At 69.5% G+C, this 18,302-nt stretch carries 16 protein-coding genes; 10 read left to right on the top strand and 6 right to left on the bottom strand.

Translation table 11 applies throughout. The annotated features are described in order from the left end of the window. Positions 1-188: 188 nt before the first annotated feature. The gene (locus tag NUV38_RS15260; protein ID WP_257729943.1) at positions 189-1,865 is read right to left on the bottom strand and encodes an LA2681 family HEPN domain-containing protein; all 1,677 of its coding nucleotides are present in this window, start codon (positions 1,863-1,865) and stop codon (positions 189-191) included. A gap of 659 nt (positions 1,866-2,524) precedes the next feature. Between NUV38_RS15260 and NUV38_RS15255 the strand changes: the two genes are divergently transcribed. Together NUV38_RS15255 and NUV38_RS15250 are read left to right on the top strand one after the other, a co-directional pair. Then, positions 2,525-4,327, top strand: a complete 1,803-nt coding sequence (locus tag NUV38_RS15255) for a diadenylate cyclase (RefSeq protein WP_257729942.1) — start codon at positions 2,525-2,527, stop codon at positions 4,325-4,327. A gap of 179 nt (positions 4,328-4,506) precedes the next feature. Then, complete coding sequence (locus NUV38_RS15250) at positions 4,507-4,761, top strand: WhiB family transcriptional regulator (RefSeq protein WP_056581130.1); 255 nt, start codon at positions 4,507-4,509, stop codon at positions 4,759-4,761. A 56-nt stretch (positions 4,762-4,817) separates the two neighbouring features. Here NUV38_RS15250 and NUV38_RS15245 read toward each other — a convergent pair whose 3' ends face one another. After that, entirely contained in the window at positions 4,818-6,119 is a 1,302-nt protein-coding gene (locus NUV38_RS15245) for a DUF2786 domain-containing protein (protein ID WP_257729941.1), read from the bottom strand. Between the two features lie 143 nt (positions 6,120-6,262). Here NUV38_RS15245 and NUV38_RS15240 point away from each other — a divergent pair, with 143 nt between their 5' ends. The 4 genes from NUV38_RS15240 to NUV38_RS15225 all read left to right on the top strand — a co-directional run bounded on the left by NUV38_RS15240 (position 6,263) and on the right by NUV38_RS15225 (position 9,815). Beyond that, positions 6,263-6,937, top strand: a complete 675-nt coding sequence (locus NUV38_RS15240) for a hypothetical protein (protein ID WP_257729940.1) — start codon at positions 6,263-6,265, stop codon at positions 6,935-6,937. A 52-nt stretch (positions 6,938-6,989) separates the two neighbouring features. Continuing rightward, on the top strand, positions 6,990-7,547 hold the full coding sequence (locus NUV38_RS15235; protein WP_257729939.1) for a dihydrofolate reductase family protein: 558 nt from the start codon (positions 6,990-6,992) through the stop codon (positions 7,545-7,547). A gap of 174 nt (positions 7,548-7,721) precedes the next feature. Then, positions 7,722-9,206 (top strand): S8 family serine peptidase, encoded by a 1,485-nt coding sequence (locus NUV38_RS15230; protein ID WP_257729938.1) that lies wholly within the window; start codon positions 7,722-7,724, stop codon positions 9,204-9,206. A 111-nt stretch (positions 9,207-9,317) separates the two neighbouring features. Beyond that, entirely contained in the window at positions 9,318-9,815 is a 498-nt protein-coding gene (locus NUV38_RS15225; RefSeq protein WP_257729937.1) for a thermonuclease family protein, read from the top strand. 4 nt (positions 9,816-9,819) lie between these two features. On the opposite strand, the gene NUV38_RS15220 is transcribed toward NUV38_RS15225, so the two are convergent. Continuing rightward, positions 9,820-10,257: a VOC family protein gene (locus tag NUV38_RS15220; protein WP_257729936.1), complete on the bottom strand. Its 438-nt coding sequence runs from the start codon at positions 10,255-10,257 to the stop codon at positions 9,820-9,822. 63 nt (positions 10,258-10,320) lie between these two features. Between NUV38_RS15220 and NUV38_RS15215 the strand changes: the two genes are divergently transcribed. Beyond that, positions 10,321-10,920 (top strand): maleylpyruvate isomerase N-terminal domain-containing protein, encoded by a 600-nt coding sequence (locus NUV38_RS15215; protein ID WP_257729935.1) that lies wholly within the window; start codon positions 10,321-10,323, stop codon positions 10,918-10,920. A 46-nt stretch (positions 10,921-10,966) separates the two neighbouring features. On the opposite strand, the gene NUV38_RS15210 is transcribed toward NUV38_RS15215, so the two are convergent. Further along, positions 10,967-12,652, bottom strand: a complete 1,686-nt coding sequence (locus NUV38_RS15210; RefSeq protein ID WP_257729934.1) for a protein kinase — start codon at positions 12,650-12,652, stop codon at positions 10,967-10,969. A 104-nt stretch (positions 12,653-12,756) separates the two neighbouring features. Between NUV38_RS15210 and NUV38_RS15205 the strand changes: the two genes are divergently transcribed. Then, a complete protein-coding gene (locus tag NUV38_RS15205; protein ID WP_257729933.1) occupies positions 12,757-13,983 on the top strand; it encodes an FAD-binding domain-containing protein in 1,227 nt (408 codons plus the stop codon). After that, positions 13,980-14,936, top strand: coding sequence for an SDR family NAD(P)-dependent oxidoreductase (locus tag NUV38_RS15200; protein WP_257729932.1), 957 nt, complete (start codon positions 13,980-13,982; stop codon positions 14,934-14,936). Before NUV38_RS15205 ends, NUV38_RS15200 begins: the two co-directional genes overlap by 4 nt. A gap of 740 nt (positions 14,937-15,676) precedes the next feature. On the opposite strand, the gene NUV38_RS15195 is transcribed toward NUV38_RS15200, so the two are convergent. Next, positions 15,677-16,834, bottom strand: coding sequence for a PQQ-dependent sugar dehydrogenase (locus NUV38_RS15195; RefSeq protein ID WP_257729931.1), 1,158 nt, complete (start codon positions 16,832-16,834; stop codon positions 15,677-15,679). A 91-nt stretch (positions 16,835-16,925) separates the two neighbouring features. On the opposite strand from NUV38_RS15195, the gene NUV38_RS15190 reads away from it, so the two are divergent. Then, positions 16,926-17,369, top strand: a complete 444-nt coding sequence (locus NUV38_RS15190) for a hypothetical protein (protein WP_257729930.1) — start codon at positions 16,926-16,928, stop codon at positions 17,367-17,369. Positions 17,370-17,382: 13 nt separating this feature from the next. On the opposite strand, the gene NUV38_RS15185 is transcribed toward NUV38_RS15190, so the two are convergent. Beyond that, the gene (locus tag NUV38_RS15185; protein ID WP_257729929.1) at positions 17,383-18,084 is read right to left on the bottom strand and encodes a spermidine synthase; all 702 of its coding nucleotides are present in this window, start codon (positions 18,082-18,084) and stop codon (positions 17,383-17,385) included. Positions 18,085-18,302: the final 218 nt, after the last annotated feature.

Here is an 18,302-nt window from a genome sequence, read left to right as displayed (position 1 = left end):
CGACTCAGCCACCTCTACAGAGGTCGCGACGCCCCCTGTCCGACGAAGCAAACCGTCCGCCGTCGGGCAGGGGTCGAGTCGTTGTTCGGGCAGGGCAAACGTCTGTTGGACACGACGTGCATCCCGCCCCGAAATGACGCGCCTTTCTGTCGCAGCCTGCAGATCTTCCTTTCGTGCCGCAGCCCCGGTTAGAGGGTGTTGATCATCGGCAGCGTCTTCTTCGGCCAGGTGGCTCCGGCTTTCTCGGCCTGTTTGAACTTGTCGGCTTCGACTGCGGAGAGCATGTCGACCAGGTAGATGAACGCCGCGCGGGACACCGATAGTGATTCGAGCATCGTGTCGACCATCTCCCGCACCGGGATGGCCTGCATCGTTAGTGTCGAGTCGACCTCGTGGAGGTCCTGGTGCAGCATCACGAACCGGTGCGTGCCAGCGTTCCGAACCCTCTGGGCGTCGGCGTGGACACCGCCAACTGTCATGTCGTAGGCGAGCTCAGCCATCGCGAGGACCTGCAATGTGATGGGCGCGTGCGCCAGCAGCGACGCCCTGAGTGTGTCGTACCGGTTCTCGGTCTTCTTCTCCGGTTCGAACCAGAACGTGCGAAAGTTGACCTTGTCTGGCCGGTCGCCGATACCGAGGTGCTCGTTCAACGCGACCGCAGTCTTGTCGAGAACGTCCAACGCAGCTCGGTGCGCCAGTACCAGCTTCGCCGAAGTCTCTCCGACGACTGCGTTCTGAAGCGTGTCGGTGTACACACCCGGGTCGTCTTCGCCCTGGGTCCAGCCTTCGTTCTCCGCAAACGCCTGCGAAGCTTCGAACCCTAGGCGTCGAGCAACCAGGTAGTCGCCCTTCAGTACGTTCAGGATGTCGAGGATCGTTGGCATGCCCGCATCGGTCGGGGAGCCAGATACCTGGTTCAGGTTGATGGTGTCCCAGCGGCCCTCGACATCGCTGGCGCCGACACCCTCCAGTCCGGCAACGAGCGCGAGTCGGTGCTTGGCGACCCATGCCTGGTACGCGTCCCCGGTTGCCGGCTCCACCCGCAAAGGAGCATGAGCACCCAGCAGTTCCATCTTGTCGAACCGCCTAGCGGCGTCTTCGCCGGCGACCTCAACTGTCCGAGCCCTGTTTTGATGAGCCATCGCCAGGTAATGGTCGAACAACGAGCACATGTGACCCTCGAAGTCCCACCCGCGGCCGATCGCCCACCCAATGAGCACCGCCGCGTTCCCGGCCGCGTTCCCGTTCGTCCGGTCGGCCTCCAACGCCTTCATGTAGGTGTCGTACGCCTCGACCCACCTTCCCGAGTGGTCGAGCGAGTTCGCCAAGTTGCACCATCGGCGCCCCTCGCCGTCCGGATCCGCACCGCCCAGAATGCGTGCCGACCAGGTCAGGTTGTACCGCCCGTCACGCAACAGGTCCCGCCCATTCCACCGAGCGACCGCCTGCGCCAGGTGCCACATCTCCTGCTTCGGACGTTCGCCGTCGTCCACCAACTCGTGGACCGCGTTCTCGGACGAGATGTCGGCCAGCCCGATGCGAGCGTTCGCAGAGAAGTACAGCGCGTCGGAGACCGCCTTCACATTTTCTTCCAGCTGGTAGGACTCGAGGACATCGGCCAGCCACATGTCCGCCATTCCCAGGTATGCAACATTGCGGACCCGCATGGCTGAGTCAATGAGGACGCCCGCGCAGTTCATCAGTACGTGCGCCGCCTGTTCGCTTTTCAACTCGATGGGGCCTTGGCCGTAGAAGCCGTGCACCATCGGCGGGAGCTCGGCAAGGACTCGCTTCGGGTCGGTGTCCACGTCGACTGCGAGCGCGAACAACTGCTTCTCGAACCCAGCAAGCTCTTCCTCCCTCATGCTCCCATTGTCCTCCCACGCGGTCCTATGGTGGAACATATTTGCGAACGTGTCGGCTGCTGCGAGTGCCCGCGAGTATCCACAAGTTCATCGGCTTTACTGATCAACGGCCGATGGGAGAGGGATACTGCGGCGTGCGTCCGATCATCGCGGGACTCACTGACCTCGCCGGTACTCCGCGTCTTGAAGGAATGCCCCGGACAACTCACCACCGGGCCGCTCGTACGACGCCCGCTCTCGGGCAAGCCGATCGACCGCCGCGACGCCAATAGAATGGTGGTCCGGCTCCCCAACGAACCCGACAGCCTGCGCCGCGTCAGCCCGCACTCCCTGCGCCACTCGACGGTCACCAACGCCCTCGATGCCAGCGGTTCTTTACACGACGCTCAGATCCTCGCCCGCCATGCCGACCGACCGCCGCCGAGCACTTAGGACCGAGCGCGAGGCAACCTCGACCGCCACGGTGTCCACCTCCCCACCGTCTCCGTCGCCGGGGTCTGATACTGCCAATCTCGGCCGATCGGCCTGACCGCACGCCTAGAACATTGCAGTAGTGCGCCGTTCCTGTTGAGATAGCGATTTGGAAAATAGCCGGAAAAGGGCGACTCTATCCCGCGGTTTCGGCAACGCTTCCGCAAAGGTGGACTTGCACGGTCCCCATGACCCAAACCATCAACGTCGTAGATCCGGACACGAGGTGTGAGTTGAAAGCGATCAAGCAATTCATGTGGGGCTACCAACCCCACTTCCGACTCTCCCTGACGCAAGCAGCGAAGGGATCCCTTGGCTCAATCGGAATCGTTGTAGCCCCCACGGCCCTGCTCATCGGATTCGAAGAGGAGCCCGGCGCGAACCCCATTTGCGTCGAGCCCGAGGGAGGTGGAATCGCACCGTCGGTATTCGCAGGCTGCGAGGCCGCCGGAGCAGCCGCCTACGAGGCACATGAAAGCCGTGGCTTGTTCAACACTCACCCAGAAGTTCACGAACGTTTTCATGCTGACCTGCTTGATCGGTGCCGGTCCGATGCCATCGCTGACGTGCTGGATGCCCAAGTGGACGCGGACACCCGCCGATGGTTTGTAGGACGCTCGGCGCGAGTCGGGCGCTATCGCGTTTACCCAGCGGTCGGTGTGCTGCGAGCACGGTGGGAGGCGCTTCCTGCTTTGAACACCAGGGATCACGATCACCGAAGTGAGATGTATCTGTCTCTAAACGAGGCGGTGATTCGCGAGGTTCTGGTAGCCGCGACGTTCGCCCTATCAATCTCGACCGAGCCCGAGGGGTTGCGATGGAATGATCGCGAAGAACTTGTCCGGCGAGCAGCTAAGGGGTTTATTCGTCAACTCGTCTACTTCAAGGGCGATTTCATGGGAGGCGACCTTGATGCTGCGATGAATCTTGTCGCAGCACAACCTTACGAAGGCCGCACTGGTGTTGGAACGCTGCTGTTGGCGAATGAAGTCGACTACACATCGAGTCTGACCTTCGAACGACCGATCAGCCTCAGCCAATCTCGCGCACTTCGCAAGGCACTCGAAATGACCGACTCCCACATTCATCTCACGACGAACGGGAACGAGGCTTTCGGCCTCGGCGCGCTATCCAACAGGTACGACCCCGCTGATGAATCTGCCTTCCTGCTTCGAGTAACTGGCCGCGGTTCTTGGGAACTGGAACATGCCGGGACGCCGCTCGTGACATTCACCGATGGTCACCCGAGTGTTCCGAGGGAACGAATCGCTCGCGAGTCGTTCGATGACGCGGTGAACCGATTGTTCGGGGACGCTGGCGACGGAGAACGCCTTTGGGACCTTGCACTCGCAGCCTCCCACCAGACACACGGGACCATGTTGGTGGTCCATGTGGATGCCCGCACCGAGTCAGTTCGCCTCACCCCTCCGGCCATGAGTGTCCGACCCGAGCTCTTGAATGAAGAAACGCTGCTCGCGGTCTCGTCGATCGACGGCGCGATAATCGTGGACCCGACCGGTCAGTGTCACGCTGTCGGCGCGATACTCGACGGCCGCGCCGCACCCGAGATTGGCGACGCCAGCCGAGGCGCGCGCTTCAACTCAGCCCAACGGTACTTGGCGGAGGCTGGCTCCGCGTGCCTGATCATCATCGTCAGCGAGGATGGGATGATCAATCTGATCCCTGACCTTCCGCGAAGGGTTGAGCGGTCCTACGTCGAGAGCGTCCTCGCCGAGGTCGAGGATCTTTCCAAAGAAATCCCCATCGACTTCGAGACGTTCCATAGGCGCGAGGACCACCTGCGGTCCCTGTCGTTCTACCTGTCACCTGAGCAGTGCGAGAGAGCCAATGCAGCGCGCGAGAGGGTTGAGTCGTTTCGCGAAGCCTCCTTCAGGCCGCATGACGGCCTGGGAGGCATCACGCGCGTCGGCTTTGCACGATTCGAACCCGATCCGCGTCTCAACGAGTCGCACTTCCTGCCTGAACCCTGACGTAGGGCTCGTTGGTTCGTATCCTGTGCACGTCATTGCGCCGCAATTGACCTACCTCTACTTCACGTCGGGCTGTCCGGTCGCTTGATAACAGCGGAACAACTTGCCCGTTCATCGCGTCACGACACGGCATCCCACCCGTCTCATGTCCGTCAGGACCTCAATGGGGGGATACGAAGATGTGGGACGAGAACTGGGCGACGCGAGCCGCCTGCACGGCGACGGACGATCTGTTCGTCAAGGGCGCGGAGCAGAACGTCGCGAAGCGGATCTGCAACGGGTGTGACGTGAAGGCGGCATGCCTGGCCGAGGCGCTCGACAACCGCATCGAGTGGGGCGTCTGGGGAGGCGCCACGGAGCGGGAGCGTCGGCAGATGCTGCGCCGGCGACCCGACGTGACGGCGTGGCGCGACCTCCTGAGGCTCGCAGCCTGACTCGTCCGCACGGTCGCGTCGTCGATTCGTTCGAGACGAGCTGAGAGCGGAACGGGTCAGGCGGAGATCTCTCCGGTCTTTCCCAGGCGGGCTCGGTCCGCCGCTCTCATGCCGCGGACGACGGAGCCGACGTCACGGACCTGCGAGCCGCCGCGCCAGGTTCCGCGCACGCCGTGCTGGCGGAGCATGTAGCCGTAGTAGTCCTCGACCTCGACGTCCTTGGCGATCAGCGCCGGGACCTTGGCGAGGGAGACCTCGCCGGTGGCGTCGTCGACGCGCGCGGTGACAGCGCCGGCCTCGAGCTGCGCGCGGGACTGCGCCTCCTGCAGGCGTTCGCCGATGCGCTCCGTCCAGCCCGCGTAGAACGCCGCGCGGGCCGTGCTTCCGTGCACCGGCTTGTGGGCGCCGGAGCGAAGGTAGGCGTCGCCGTCAGTCACCATCTGGATGACCAGCGAGGCATAGAGCGTCTTGGCCACCTCGATGTCGGTCGCGAAGCCGAACAGGGTGACGCCGGTGTTGTCGCCGCGGATCGTGCAGCGCAGGTCGTTGGCGCGGGACACCGCGATCATCAGGCTCACGTACCGGACGTTCGAGCGCTGACCGATGTGCCCGAGGCGCACCGCCTCGAAGGTCGGCTGCGCCGCCGCTTCGCCCTGGCTCGCCCCGGCCCGCGCGAGCGTCAGCTCGATCGAGTGCGTGGTGGCCAGCTCCTGGGCCTTGGCGAGGAAGGCGTCGCGCTCGGCCTCGGTGGAGGCGCCCTCGGCGTGGCGCAGCAGCTTGCCCACCTTCGCGACCATGCCGTCGTCGACGCCCTCGGGCCGGTCGACGCCGACCTCGCTGTACGCGGCGCGCAGCATCGCCGCGACCTCGCTCCACCCGAGGTCCTCGAGCAGCTGTATGAACGTGGCGCGGAACCCGGCCCCGTGCTCGTCGATGATCGCGCCGTCGAGGCCCGTGTTGAGGTGGTGCGCCAGCTCGTGCGCCACGACCATGCCGCGCAGTGCCCACGCTCCCCCGCGCTCGCGCTGTGGCAGCCAGATGGTGCCGTCGCGGTACGACGCGCGTCCCTTGCCCGAGTGCGCGACGACGCGCACCTCCTTGGCCTCGCGCCCGCGGTACCCCGAGCCGAACTGCTTGGTCTGCGCGCGGACCCGCTCCAGGGCGGCCTCGACGAACCGCTGCACCTCTGCCGGGCGCGTGAACCGCGGTTCGGTCTCGGGCGTGAACGTGACCCACCGGGCACCGCCACCGCGGGTCAGCCGGACCTGCACGGTGCCGTCGTCGGGCGAGACGGCGTCGAGCCACTCGGCCACCAGGTCCTCGGCCGCGTAGGTGGCGGAGGTCTCGGGATCGGTCATGCCGTGAACGGTGCCGGAGGTCACCGACACCGTGGTCGACGACCCGACCCTGCAGGCGACGCACGACACTTCCTGGACATTCTTCCCAGGTAGTGGTGGACTCGGTGCTGCGGATGACTCGGTCCGCGCAAGGGGGACGACCGATGACCTGGTGGAACCAGATGAGCACACGGGCCCGGGTGGGCGCCGTGGTCGGCGCGGTCCTCGTGCTGGTGCTCGGCACCGGGACGGCGTTCGCACTCACGTCGGGCGGGTCGGACAAGACCAACACGACGGCGACAGCGACCTCGACCACGTCGACCACGCCCACGGCGTCTGCGAGCCCGACCGACGACGCCGAGGCCTCCGACGACCCTTCCGGCGCGGGCCAGGCCAGCACCGGCGGCGCGTCGACCGGCACGATCGTGGTCACCGTCGCCACGTCCACCGGGAAGCGTCCGATCGAGAGCGGCGTGGCTGCCACGAACGTCGACACCGGCCGGCGCTACGACAGCGGCATGGGCAATGACCGTCCGTCGTGGACCCTGAAGGGCGTCGCCCCCGGCCGGTACGTCATCAGCGCCGGTTCGGACGACGACGACTGGGAGGCGGCCTGGTACGGCCAGACGAACCCGGTCGAGGGCGATCGGTCACAGGCGAAGGTGGTCACCGTCGAACCCGGCGAGACGGTGCGCGTCACCGTCACCCTCATCTTCTGGCCGTGCGCCGAGCCGCCCGGCACCTACCCCGAGTGCGGGACCAACCCCGACCCCGAGCCGACGCCCACGCCCTCCGCCTCGACCCCCGCCGCGGAGCCGGAGCCGTCGACCGCTCCCTGACGGGGAGCCTCGGACCCGTGCCCGCCGACCGTGGGCCGTCGTACGCTGCCCCATGGGCACCCTGACGTTCACCGCCACCATGTCCGTCGACGGCTACGTGGCCGACGCCGACGGCGACTTCCAGTGGGCCGGACCGGGTGACGCCGTCTTCGCCGCGCACATCGACCGGCTGTCCCAGGTCTCCACCGAGGTGCACGGACGCAAGACCCACCTGCTCATGGCGTACTGGGACGCCGAGCCGGAGCCCGGCGCGTGGGGCCCTGCCGAGCACGAGTGGGCCCGGCTGTGGGCCGGGACCGAGAAGATCGTCGCGTCGTCCACCCTGTCGCAGGACGACCTCTCGAAGGGTGCCCGCCTCGTGCCGCACCTCGAGCTCGACGAGCTGGAGCAGGTCGTGCGCGACGCACCGGGCGACGTCGAGATCTTCGGCCCCACCACCGCCGCACCCGCCATCCGCGCGGGACTCGTCGAGGAGTTCCGCCTCTACGTCGTGCCGAAGGTCGTGGGCGGCGGACTCCGGGCCTTCCCCGACGACGCGGACCTCGACCTCGAGCTCGTCGACGAGGGACGCCTCGACGCGGTCACGTACCTGCGCCTGCGTCGCCGCTGAACCCGACCCACGTCGCGCTCGGCACCACGAGACCGGTGCGTGTCGAAACCACATCGCAACCCCGCTGAACCTGGACGCTGTCCCCGCCGTGTGGTGAGGTGAACGGGTCGGTCTCTGCGTCGCGTTCTCGCGGCCGCCGGCAGTTCCTAGGGGGGACAACACGTGAACACAGGTATGTCTCGAGCCCGACGCGGGCTCACCATCGGGGCCGTCACTCTGGCCCTCGGGGTCGTCGCCACCACGCTCACCAGCGCCGGCGCCGCCACCACCGCGAAGTCCACGCCCGTGCCGATCGCCACGCCCGAGGGCCAGGTCAGCAGCTACGTGGTCAACGCCAAGAAGGCGAACGCCACCGGCACCGCCGACGCGCGCGCCATCGTGAAGAAGGCCGGCGGCACGGTCATCCAGCAGTGGCCGCAGATCGGCGTGATCGTGGCGCACTCCACCCACGCCGACTTCCGCGCCGACGTCTACCGACTCGGTCGCAAGAGCGTCGCGTCCGTGGGCGCCACCCGCACCGTCCCGGTCAGCGAGCGCACCGAGTCCACCACGCTGCGCAAGAGCCAGGGCGTGGTCAAGGAGGAGTTCGCCAACACCGCAGACGAGTACGTGAAGCCCGACCCGCGTGAGGGCGAGCAGTGGGACATGGCGCACATCAAGGCCGACCACGCGCACGAGATCACCGACGGGTCGAAGAAGGTGCTGGTCGGCGTGCTCGACAGCGGCATCGACGCCGACCACCCCGACCTGGCCGCCAACATCGACGTCAAGAACTCGGTCAACTGCACCGACGCCGGCACCGTCGACCGCTCGGCCACCGGCTGGCAGCCGACCACCAGCGACCACGGCACCCACGTGGCCGGCACCATCGGCGCCGACCGCAACGGCATCGGCATCACCGGCGTCGCGCCCAACGTGCGCATGGCCTCGGTCAAGGTCGTGAACGACGACGGGTTCATCTACCCCGAGTACGCCATCTGCGGCTTCATGTGGGCCGGCCTCAAGGGCATGGACGTCACCAACAACAGCTACTACATCGACCCGTTCGAGTACTGGTGCAAGGACCAGGCCGACCAGGGCGCCGTGCTCGACGCCGTCGGTCGTGCCGTCAAGTGGTCGACCAAGCAGGGCGCGCTGCACGTCGCGGCGGCCGGCAACTCCGGCACCGACCTGACGAACAACACGACCAACGACACCAGCCCGAACGACAGCACGCCGATCGAGCGCACCATCAACAACGGGTGCCTCGACATCCCGACCGAGCTGCCCGACGTCGTCACGGTGTCGTCGTACGCGCGGATCGGTGCGACCAACGAGACGCAGCTGTCGTACTTCTCCAACCGCGGTCTGAACATCATCGACGTCGCCGCTCCCGGCTCGTCGATCCTGTCGACGATCGTGAAGGACAACGGCTACGGCCTCAAGAGCGGCACGTCGATGGCGTCGCCGCACGTCGCGGGCGTGGCGGCGCTGATGAAGTCGCAGCACCCGACGTGGGGTCCGAAGCAGATGTTGAAGCAGCTGGCCAAGCAGGCCGACCAGCGGCCCTGCGCGCCCGAGCAGGCGATCGGTGCCGGTGGCGCCCCGTGCAAGGGGTCGGCGGCGAACAACAGCTACGCCGGCAACGGCATGGTCGACGCGCTCGACGCCGTCCGGTAGCACCAGCCTGACGGTTCAGCACCACCTGACGGAGCGGTCCCGAGCCACGCGCTCGGGGCCGCTTCGTGTCGTTCCACTCACCGCGGATGCGACCGCTGCCATGCTGGGCCGGTGAGCTCCGCCCCGTCCCGCGCCCGTCGGCTGGTCTGGGCGGTCGGCATCCTCGCGCTGGTGTGGTTTGCCGTCTCGGAGCTGGACGAGAGATCCGACGACTCCGACACCGCGGCTTCCGCGATTACGACGATGACCGGGCGCCTCACGGTGACCGACCTGAAGGACGGCGACTCCTTCGAGGCCTCCGACGGCCGCGAGTACCGGCTCGGCATGGTGAACACCCCCGAGCCCGACGAGCGCTGCTTCGACGAGGCCGAGGCCTTCACCCGGGACTTCCTGGCCGGCGGGTTCACGGCCGACGCCTACGACGAGGACGACTACGGGCGCGTCGTGGCCGAGGTCCTCGACCGCGAAGGTCGGTCCCTCAACGTCGCCCTCGCCCGGAGCGGTCTCGCCGACGACCGCTACCTGGACCCGTTCCGGGGCGACCACCCCGACCTCGCCGATCGCCTCGACGACGCGTTCGCCACGGCGAAGAAGCCGACCTGCCGCTGACGCGTCAGCCGATGCGCTCGGTCAGGGACACGATGATCCCCTCGGGCCCGCGCACGTAGGCCATGAGCCACGTGCCCTCGTGCTCGCCGACCTCGCCCACGAGCTCGTGACCCTCGGAGACGAGCCGCTCCACGGTGGCGCGGAGGTCGGTGATCTCCAGGCACACCGCCCTCAGGCCCACGACGTTCGGCGCTGCAGCGTCGGCGGCCACCGTGCCGGGTCGGTCGTAGCGCGAGACCTCAAGCGCTCCCCCGCCGCCTGGCGGCCGCAGCCAGACGGTCTCGGTGCTCGCGTCCTCCATCCCGACGACGGTGTCGAGGAACTCACCCTCGATCGTCGTCCGGGCGTCCAGCTCCAGCCCGAGACCGGTGAAGAAGGCGATCGTCGCGTCGAGGTCGGCGACGGTGACGTTGACGTGGTCGAGGCGGGGCAGCTGTGTCATGCCTCCATCCACCTCCGCGGGCGCCCGGATGTCAACCGTCCTCGGCCGGTGCACGATGGACGCATGGCACCCGCGCTCGCGTCCGTCTACGCCGCCTGGACCGACCACCTCGACGGCCTGGAGCCGGAGCGGCTCGGTCGGCCCTCACGGGCGAGCGCCTGGACCGTGAAGGAGCTGCTGTTCCACCAGCTCCTCGACGCGCGCCGCGCGCTCGTCGCCGCAGCCACCCCGGCGACCACGGCACCGGACGTCGACCACGTCTCCTACTGGCGTCCGTTCCGACCGGACCTACGCGACGGCGGAGCCGGGCACGCCCGCTTCGTCGTCGCGGGGGCAGGGCCCTACTCCGACGAGCTGCTCGTCGAGGAGTGGCGCGAGACGTCGGCCGCAGCCGTCCGTGCGATGTCCCACCCGGCGGTGGCGGTCGTGAGCACCCAGGGCCACGCCCTCACGATCGAGAGTTTCCGCTCCACGCTGGTCGTCGAGGCCACCGTGCACCTGCTCGACGCACACGGCACCCCGCCGGCCGACGCCCTGCAGCACACCGTCGAGGTGCTCGCGAGGCTTCGTGGACGCCCTCTGCCGGCCGACGACGCGGACGAGGTGCTCCGCGCCACCGGCCGTCTACCCAGCGGCGAGCCCGACTACCCCTTGCTCGGGTAGCCGGTGCTGCGCAAGCGACGAGGGCCGACCGCGGCGTCCCGACCGGTCAGGGCCTGCCCGCGTCCCCGCTCTTGCCCTTGCCCTTCCCACCGGCCGTCGTGTCCGCCTGCTCGGCGGTCTCCTCGCTCGGCTCGACGGTCTCGGCCGGCTCCTCGTCCTTCGGCTTCGCCGGCTTCTTCTCCTTGGGCTCCTTCTGCTTCTCGCCCTTCGGCTCCTCGGGCTTCTTCTCCCTGGGCTCGGCCGGGTCCTCCCCGCCGGACGTGCCCGAGGCGGGACCCGACGAGACCGACAACGTGATAGTCGCGCCCGCCTCCTGGCGACCCGTGCGGTCGAGTGCCAGCACCGTGCCCTCCGGCTCGGTCGACGCGACCTGGGTGGTCTCCACGTCGAAGCCGAGCTTCTCGAGCGCATCGGTGGCGTCGTCGACCGGCTCGCCCACCAGGTCGTCGGGCACCGTGACGAAGCCCGAGGCGACCTCGAGGGTGACCACGTCACCGTCGGCGAGCGGCTCGCCGGCTCGAGGACTCTGCGTGACCACGACGCCCTTGTCGGCGTCCGGAGCATCGACCTCCGTGATGCGCACTCGCGCGCCAGCGTCCTCGACCTCGTCGGTCGCGTCGTCGACGGACCGGCCGACGACGTCGGGCACGGTGGGGTCGTCTCCGCCGAGCATGCCGCCGAACACGCCGCTGCCCATGCCGAGCAGCAGCGCGACGACGGCCAGCGCGGCCACGCCCGCGAACACCCGTGTCCGGGTGACACCGCGCCGCGGCTCGTCGTCCTGCGTCGGCACCGGCGTCGCCGACGTCGCCCCGGCAGCCGCCAGCGGTGCGGGCGAGACGACGGTCGCCGGACCGGTGGAGGCGACCGTCATCGGACCGGTCGGTGCGTCGGTCAGGGCCGGGATCACCGACGTCGCGCCGCCGGTGCTGCGCTCCACGGTGTCGCGGACCTGTGCAGCCGTCGGCCGCAGCGCCGGGTCCTTGGCCGTCATCGCCACGACCAGGCGCGCCAGCTCCTCCGGCACCGACGCGGGCAGCGCCGGAAGCTCCTCGCTCACCTGGGCCAGCGCGGCGGCCACCGACGTCTCGCGACGGAACGGCGACGTGCCGGTCAGGCACTGGTACGCGACCAGACCGAGCGAGTAGACGTCGGACGCGCCCGTCGCGGTCTGTCCCCGAGCCTGCTCCGGGCTGATGTACTCGACCGTCCCGAGCACGGCACCGGTCTCGGTGAGCGGCTCCGGCGACACCCCCAGGGCAATGCCGAAGTCCACGAGCACCGGCCGGGAGTCGGTGGAGAGCACGATGTTGGCGGGCTTGACGTCGCGGTGCACCACCCCGGCCTCGTGCGCGGCCGCGAGCGCGTCACCGACCCCACCGAGGAGCCGCTCGACGGGCTCGACGCCCAGCGCCCCGCGACGCCGCAGCACGTCCGACAACGGGACGCCGTCGACGAGCTGCATGACGATGAAGGGGTCACCGTCGGGGCTCGCGTCGTCCTCGCCGACGTCGTGGACGGTCGCGATGCCGGGGTGGTTCAGCAGACCCGATGTCCGGGCCTCCGCCATGAACCTCGCCCGAGCGGCGTCGTCGCCGACGCGGTCACCTCGCAGCACCTTCACGGCCACGTCGCGACCGAGCCGCAGGTCGCGAGCGCGGTACACCTGGCCCATGCCGCCGGAGCCCAACACCTCACCCAGCTCGTAGCGGTCGTTCAAGCGTTCGGCCATCAGGCCAGGTTAGGACAGCCCGCCGGGGCGCGCCTCTGGGAAGAGCGTCCCGATTCGCCCGGTCTCGAGTCGTCGGGCGGCACGCCCGGTGGCACGCTGGTCGGGTGCCCTCGCTACCCCCGCTCCCGCCGGTCGACGACACCGACGGGGTGGTGGCGTGGGTGGCCGAGCACCTGGGCCGCCTGACGCTCGAAGGGCCCGACGGCGTGCGCCCCGGCGGACACCGGGGTGGGCAGACCGCGGCCGACGCGGCCCTTGCCTGCCTCGACGTCGCGGGGTACGCACGCTCTCGCTCGACGGTCCTGCCGGAGTCGCGGCGAGGTGCCAGTCGGATGTCGCCCTACGTCACCCACGGCCTGCTGGACCTGCCGACGATGTGGGACGCCGTGGCCGACGCACCCGCCGCGGACCGCCGCCGGTACCGCGACGAGCTGCTCTGGCAGGAGTACGCCCGTCACGTCTACGCCCGGCTCGGACCCGCCATGCGCGAGCCCCTGCGCCGGGAGCCGCCGCACCCCGACGTCGACCCCGACTGGGACGAGCAGATGGCCTGCATCGACTGGGTGACGACGTCGCTGGAGACCGACGGCTGGCTCGTGAACCAGACACGCATGTGGTTCGCCTCCCACTGGACCGTCCGGCACGGACGCGACTGGCGGGCGGGCGAGGACCACTTCTACCGACACCTGCTCGACGGGTCGCGCGCCGCCAACCGGCTCGGCTGGCAGTGGACCGTCGGTGCGGGCACCGGCAAGCCCTACGGCTTCAGCCGCTGGCAGGTGGAGAAGCGCGCACCCGAGCTGTGCCGGGGGTGCGCCCTGCGCGACGCCTGCCCCATCCAGGGGTGGCCCGACGCCACACCTGGGCCCGACGTCGAGCACGCCCCGGTCCGCGTCGGGCACACCGCCGGCGCACCCGGCCCGGGTCCGGAATCACCGGTTCTCGAGGCGACGCCGGAGGCCGTCTGGCTCACGCCTGAGTCGCTCGGCGACGCCGACCCCGCCCTCGTGGCCCACCCCGACCTCCCGGTGGTCTACGTCTTCGACCAGCCGAAGCTGCGCGAGCTGCGCCTGTCCGGCAAGCGGCTCGTGTTCCTCGCCGAGTGCCTGGCCGACCTCGCGTCACGTCGCGACGTCGAGGTGCGGCTCGGCGACCTCGGCGAGGAGCTGGCCGGGCGACCTCTCGCCGCCACCTTCGCCCCGGTGCCGTGGTTCACGAACCGGGCGGCGCACCTCGACCTCGCCGCGGTGCACCCGTGGCGGTGGCTGGAGCGACCGACCTCGCAACGTCTCACCTCGTACAGCGCCTGGCGCAAGGGAGTCCACCGATGACCACTCCACTCGCCGACCTCGGCGCCCACAGCACGGCCCTCGAGGTCGTCGACGGGATCGACCTCACCGGACGCACCGTCGTGGTGACCGGTGGGGCGTCCGGCATCGGCATCGAGACGGCGCGTGCGCTCGCCTCGGCCGGTGCGTCCGTGACGATCGCGACCCGCGACTCGGCGGCCGCCGAGCGCGCCGCCGCCGACGTCGCCGGCACGACCGGCAACACCCAGGTCCGGGGGGCGCAGCTCGACCTCACCGATCTCGACTCCGTCGACGCGTTCGTCGCGTCGTGGGAGGGTCCGCTCGACGTGCTCGTGAACAACGCGGGCGTCATGGACACCCCGCACCGCACGACGAAGCACGGCTGGGAGCTCCAGCTCGCGACCAACCACCTCGGCCACGTCGCGCTCACGCTCGGCCTGCACGACGCGCTCGCCGCCGCCGACGCGGCCCGGGTGGTCGTCGTCTCCTCCAGCGGCCACGGGTCCTCCCCCGTCGTGCTCGACGACCTGATGTTCGAGCGGCGCGCCTACGACCCTGGACTCGCCTACGGCCAGTCGAAGACGGCCAACGTGCTGTTCGCCGTCGAGCTGACCCGCCGGTGGGCCGACGCGGGGATCACCGCGGACGCCCTCATGCCCGGCGGCATCTGGACAGGTCTGCAGAAGCACTGGGACCCCTCGCACCTGGAGGACCTCAAGAGACAGACGGCCGGTTCGGGCATCGTGAAGACTCCCGAGCAGGGAGCGGCGACGTCGGTGCTGCTGGCCGTCCATCCCGAGGTGGTCGGCTCGGGTGGTCGATACTTCGAGGACTGCCACGAGGCCGAGGTCGTCGACCAGATCGTCGACGGCGTGCACGGCGTCCGAGCGTACGCCCTCGATCCCGACGCGGCCCGGGCTCTCTGGGACCGCTCGCTCGAGCTGCTGGCCGAGGCGGGACACCCCGTGCGCTGAGCGTCGGTGGGTTCGCGACTGCTGCTGCGTCGCTCGGCTGAGTCGTCGCTCGCTGCTGCGCTCCCGCGGGTGGGTCTCCTCCTGCGGCTGCGTTGCTGTGGCTCGTCGTCGACCTGCTCTCCGAAAGGGCCTCGACCGGCGGACGGGTCCGGGATCGATCGGGTTCTCGGAGCGTGGCCGGGGGTGACGCAAGATTCTGCGTTCGTGCGTGAGGGGTCGAAGGATGCTGCGTTCGTGGTCGGATCCCGTCGTCAACGCAGCATCGTTCGGGTCTCTGCACGCGAAGGCAGAATCCTGCGTCCAGCGGGGCTTCGGTACGCGGCGGGTGGGCAGGGATTCTCCCTTGACGCGGACCGTTCCACGAGAAGGGAGAATCCCTGCCCCTGCGGAGCCCAAGTCGTCGCCACGATTCTCCCTTCGCGAGGCACGGTCTACGCGAAGGAAGAATCGTGCGTGGATCGCGGACACATGGAGAAGCGTGGCCGAGCCCGGCAGACCCCATCAGGACGAGACCCACCGCTCCGGTCGAGGCCTTTCGGAGACCACACCCACTCGGACTCACAGCGACGCAGCAGCACGTGGAAGGACGGCCGAAGCGTCGCAGCAGCTGATGGAAGGTCGGCCACAGCGTCGCAGCAGCATGTCAAAGCCCGACCGAGCGGCGCAGCAGCGCAGCAAGGCCCACCCGCGTCAGACCCGGTCGGAGATTCCCAGGTCGACCTGGGAATCACCCACCCCCGTCAGGCGGGGGCGAGGCGGAGCAGGCGGCCGGAGCCCTCGTCCTCCAGGATCCAGATGGAGCCGTCGGGGGCCTGCTCCACGGCGCGGACGCGCTCGCCGTCCCAGAGCGTCTCGTCGTCGCCCGCGGTGGTGCCGTCGACGTCGACCCGCACGAGGGCCTCGCCGGACAGCGCGCCAAGGAACGCGTCGCCCGTCCACTCCGGGAACAGGTCGCCGGTGTAGATCATCAGGCTGCCCGGGGAGATCGACGGCGTCCAGCCGGCCTTCGGTGCCTCGAACCCGTCGCCGTCGGCGTGGTCAGGGATCTCGCCTCCGCCGTAGTCGCTGCCGTTCGACGCCTCGGGCCAGCCGTAGTTGACGCCCTTCTCGATCACGTTCAGCTCGTCGCCGCCCTCAGGGCCCATCTCGCTGGACCAGAGGGTGCCGTCCGGAGCGAACTCCAGGCCCAGCGGGTTGCGGTGCCCGTAGCTCCAGATCTCGGCCGAGGCACCGCCCTCGTCGGCCAGCGGGTTGCCCTCGGCCGGCTCGCCGTCGAGCGTGAGCCGGACGATGGTGCCCAGCGTGTTGGACGTGTCCTGTGCCGGCGTCTTCTTCTGCCGGTCGCCGGAGGAGATGAACAGGTGCTCGCCGTCAGGGTCCACGGCGATGCGGTGCGAGAAGTGGCCGTTGCCCGAGACCTTCGGCGTCTGGCGCCAGATGACCTCGAGGTCGGCCAGCGTTGCCTCGTCACCGGACGTCTCGAGCGTCGCGCGGCCGACGACGGCGCCACTGCCGCCGGAGCCCGCCTCCACCCAGCTGAGGAACACCTGCTGGTCGTCCTCGAACGTCGGGCCGGCCACCACGTCGCCGAGACCGCCCTGGCCCGCCACGGCGACGTCGGGCACGCCGTCGACCTCGACGCGGTCGCCGGTCTCGGCGTCGCGCAGGTTCAGGGTGCCGGTGCGCTCGGTCACGAGCAGGTCACCGCTGCCGGGCAGGAACGTCATGGCCCATGGGGCGTCGAAGGAGTCGATCTCCTCCACCTCGAACGGCGGGTTGCCGCTCGCGCTCGACGCCGGCGACGAGCCCGGCGCAGCCTCCGCGTCGCCGGCGCGGTCGGTGTCGCTGGAGCAGCCCGCCACGAGCACGGCCGCCAGTCCCAGTCCGAGAAGCCTCATGCCTCGAGTCTCGCCGACCCCGCCAAGGTCCGCAGGTCTGCCGGTCCCCGCAGCGGATGCCGCGTGCGTCCGATGGTGCGACGGTGGAGCCATGACCGCCGAGCAGCAGGACCGTCCCGCCGATCGCCACCGTCGACCCGACGGCGTCACCGACGCCACGGTCGAGGCGCTCGGGAAGCTGAGCGAGGCACTCGAGGCCGTCGAGGAGGCCCGAGGCTCGTTGTACGCCTTCCACCGCCTGTCCGGACATGCGGACCTGCAGGCCGGCGAGGCGGCCGACCTGCTGCGCGAGGCCGGGCACGCCGAGCTGGCCGACCGGATCGAGAGTGAGCTCGTCGGGCGCAACGTGGTCGAGGGCCGGTGGACCTTCCAGCTCGTGGAGGAGTACGACGAGGGCTACTACGCCACCTTCCGCGACCTCGAGCGCGCCGCCCGCGACGACCTCGCCGAGGGCAAGCCGCACCTCTTCGAGGCCGAGATGAAGGAGGACCGGCGCACCCACGGCCGGCGGCACCACGAGGCGACGCCCGACTGACCGGTCGCGGCGCTCAGCCGACGTCGCGCCGGGCCACGTAGATCGTCGCGGTCGACGTCCCACCGGTCAGTGGGTTGTCGAAGGTGACGACGTGCGCCTCGGCCTCGGCGAACGCCGCGCGCATCACGGCGACGAACTCGGTGTCCGGCGGCTCGTCGGACCAGAGCGCGAACACCCCGCCCGGCGTGAGCATGCGCGCGGCCGCCTGCTGTCCCTCGACGGTGTAGAAGTCGCCGTGGTCGGTGCGCAGCACGCGGTCGGGTGCGTGGTCGATGTCGACGAGCAGCACGTCGACCGGACGCTCGAGCCGTTCGGCACGCGCGAGGTCGAAGAAGTCGTCCTGCACGAGCCTGGTGCGCGGGTCCGCGGCGAGACCTCGGGTGTCGTCGAACAGCTCGTCGCGGTGCCAGGAGATCACCGGGGCCAGCGCGTCCACGACGACCAGCTCGGTGACGCGGTCGTCGCGCAGCGCCTCGAAGGCGGTGTAGCCGAGCCCGAGCCCGCCGACCAGGACGCGCAGCTCCTCGCCGTCGGCGGCGTCGAGCCCCAGGGTCGCGAGCGCCCGCTCGCTGACGGTGAACTGGCTCGACATGAGGTAGTCGTCGCCCAGCTTGACCTCGTGCACGTCGCGCTGGGTGGCGAGGTCGAACCGTCGCCGCAGCACGATCAGGCCCCACGGCGTCTCGGCCCAGTCGAGCTCCTCGAACCTCACCATCGAACTCTCCTTCGGACGCGTCCCGGCCTGCACCGTAGCCGACCCCAGGCGTCGCGCTCGTGCGTCGGCGACGAGTCCGCACTCACCTCGGTTCTCCCCCACTCACCCTGGCGTGCACGCCAGGGTGAGTGACAGGAAACCCAGGTGAGCTCGCGATTCCCATGGCGGGGCCGCATCGTGGGTGCAACACCAGACTGGATGGGTGTTGATGATGATGG

Source organism: Aeromicrobium sp. 50.2.37 (assembly GCF_024655735.1).
GTDB lineage: Bacteria > Actinomycetota > Actinomycetes > Propionibacteriales > Nocardioidaceae > Aeromicrobium.
The sequence above is the reverse complement of the archived record's forward strand: the minus strand, read 5'-3'. Positions and strand labels throughout refer to the sequence as shown.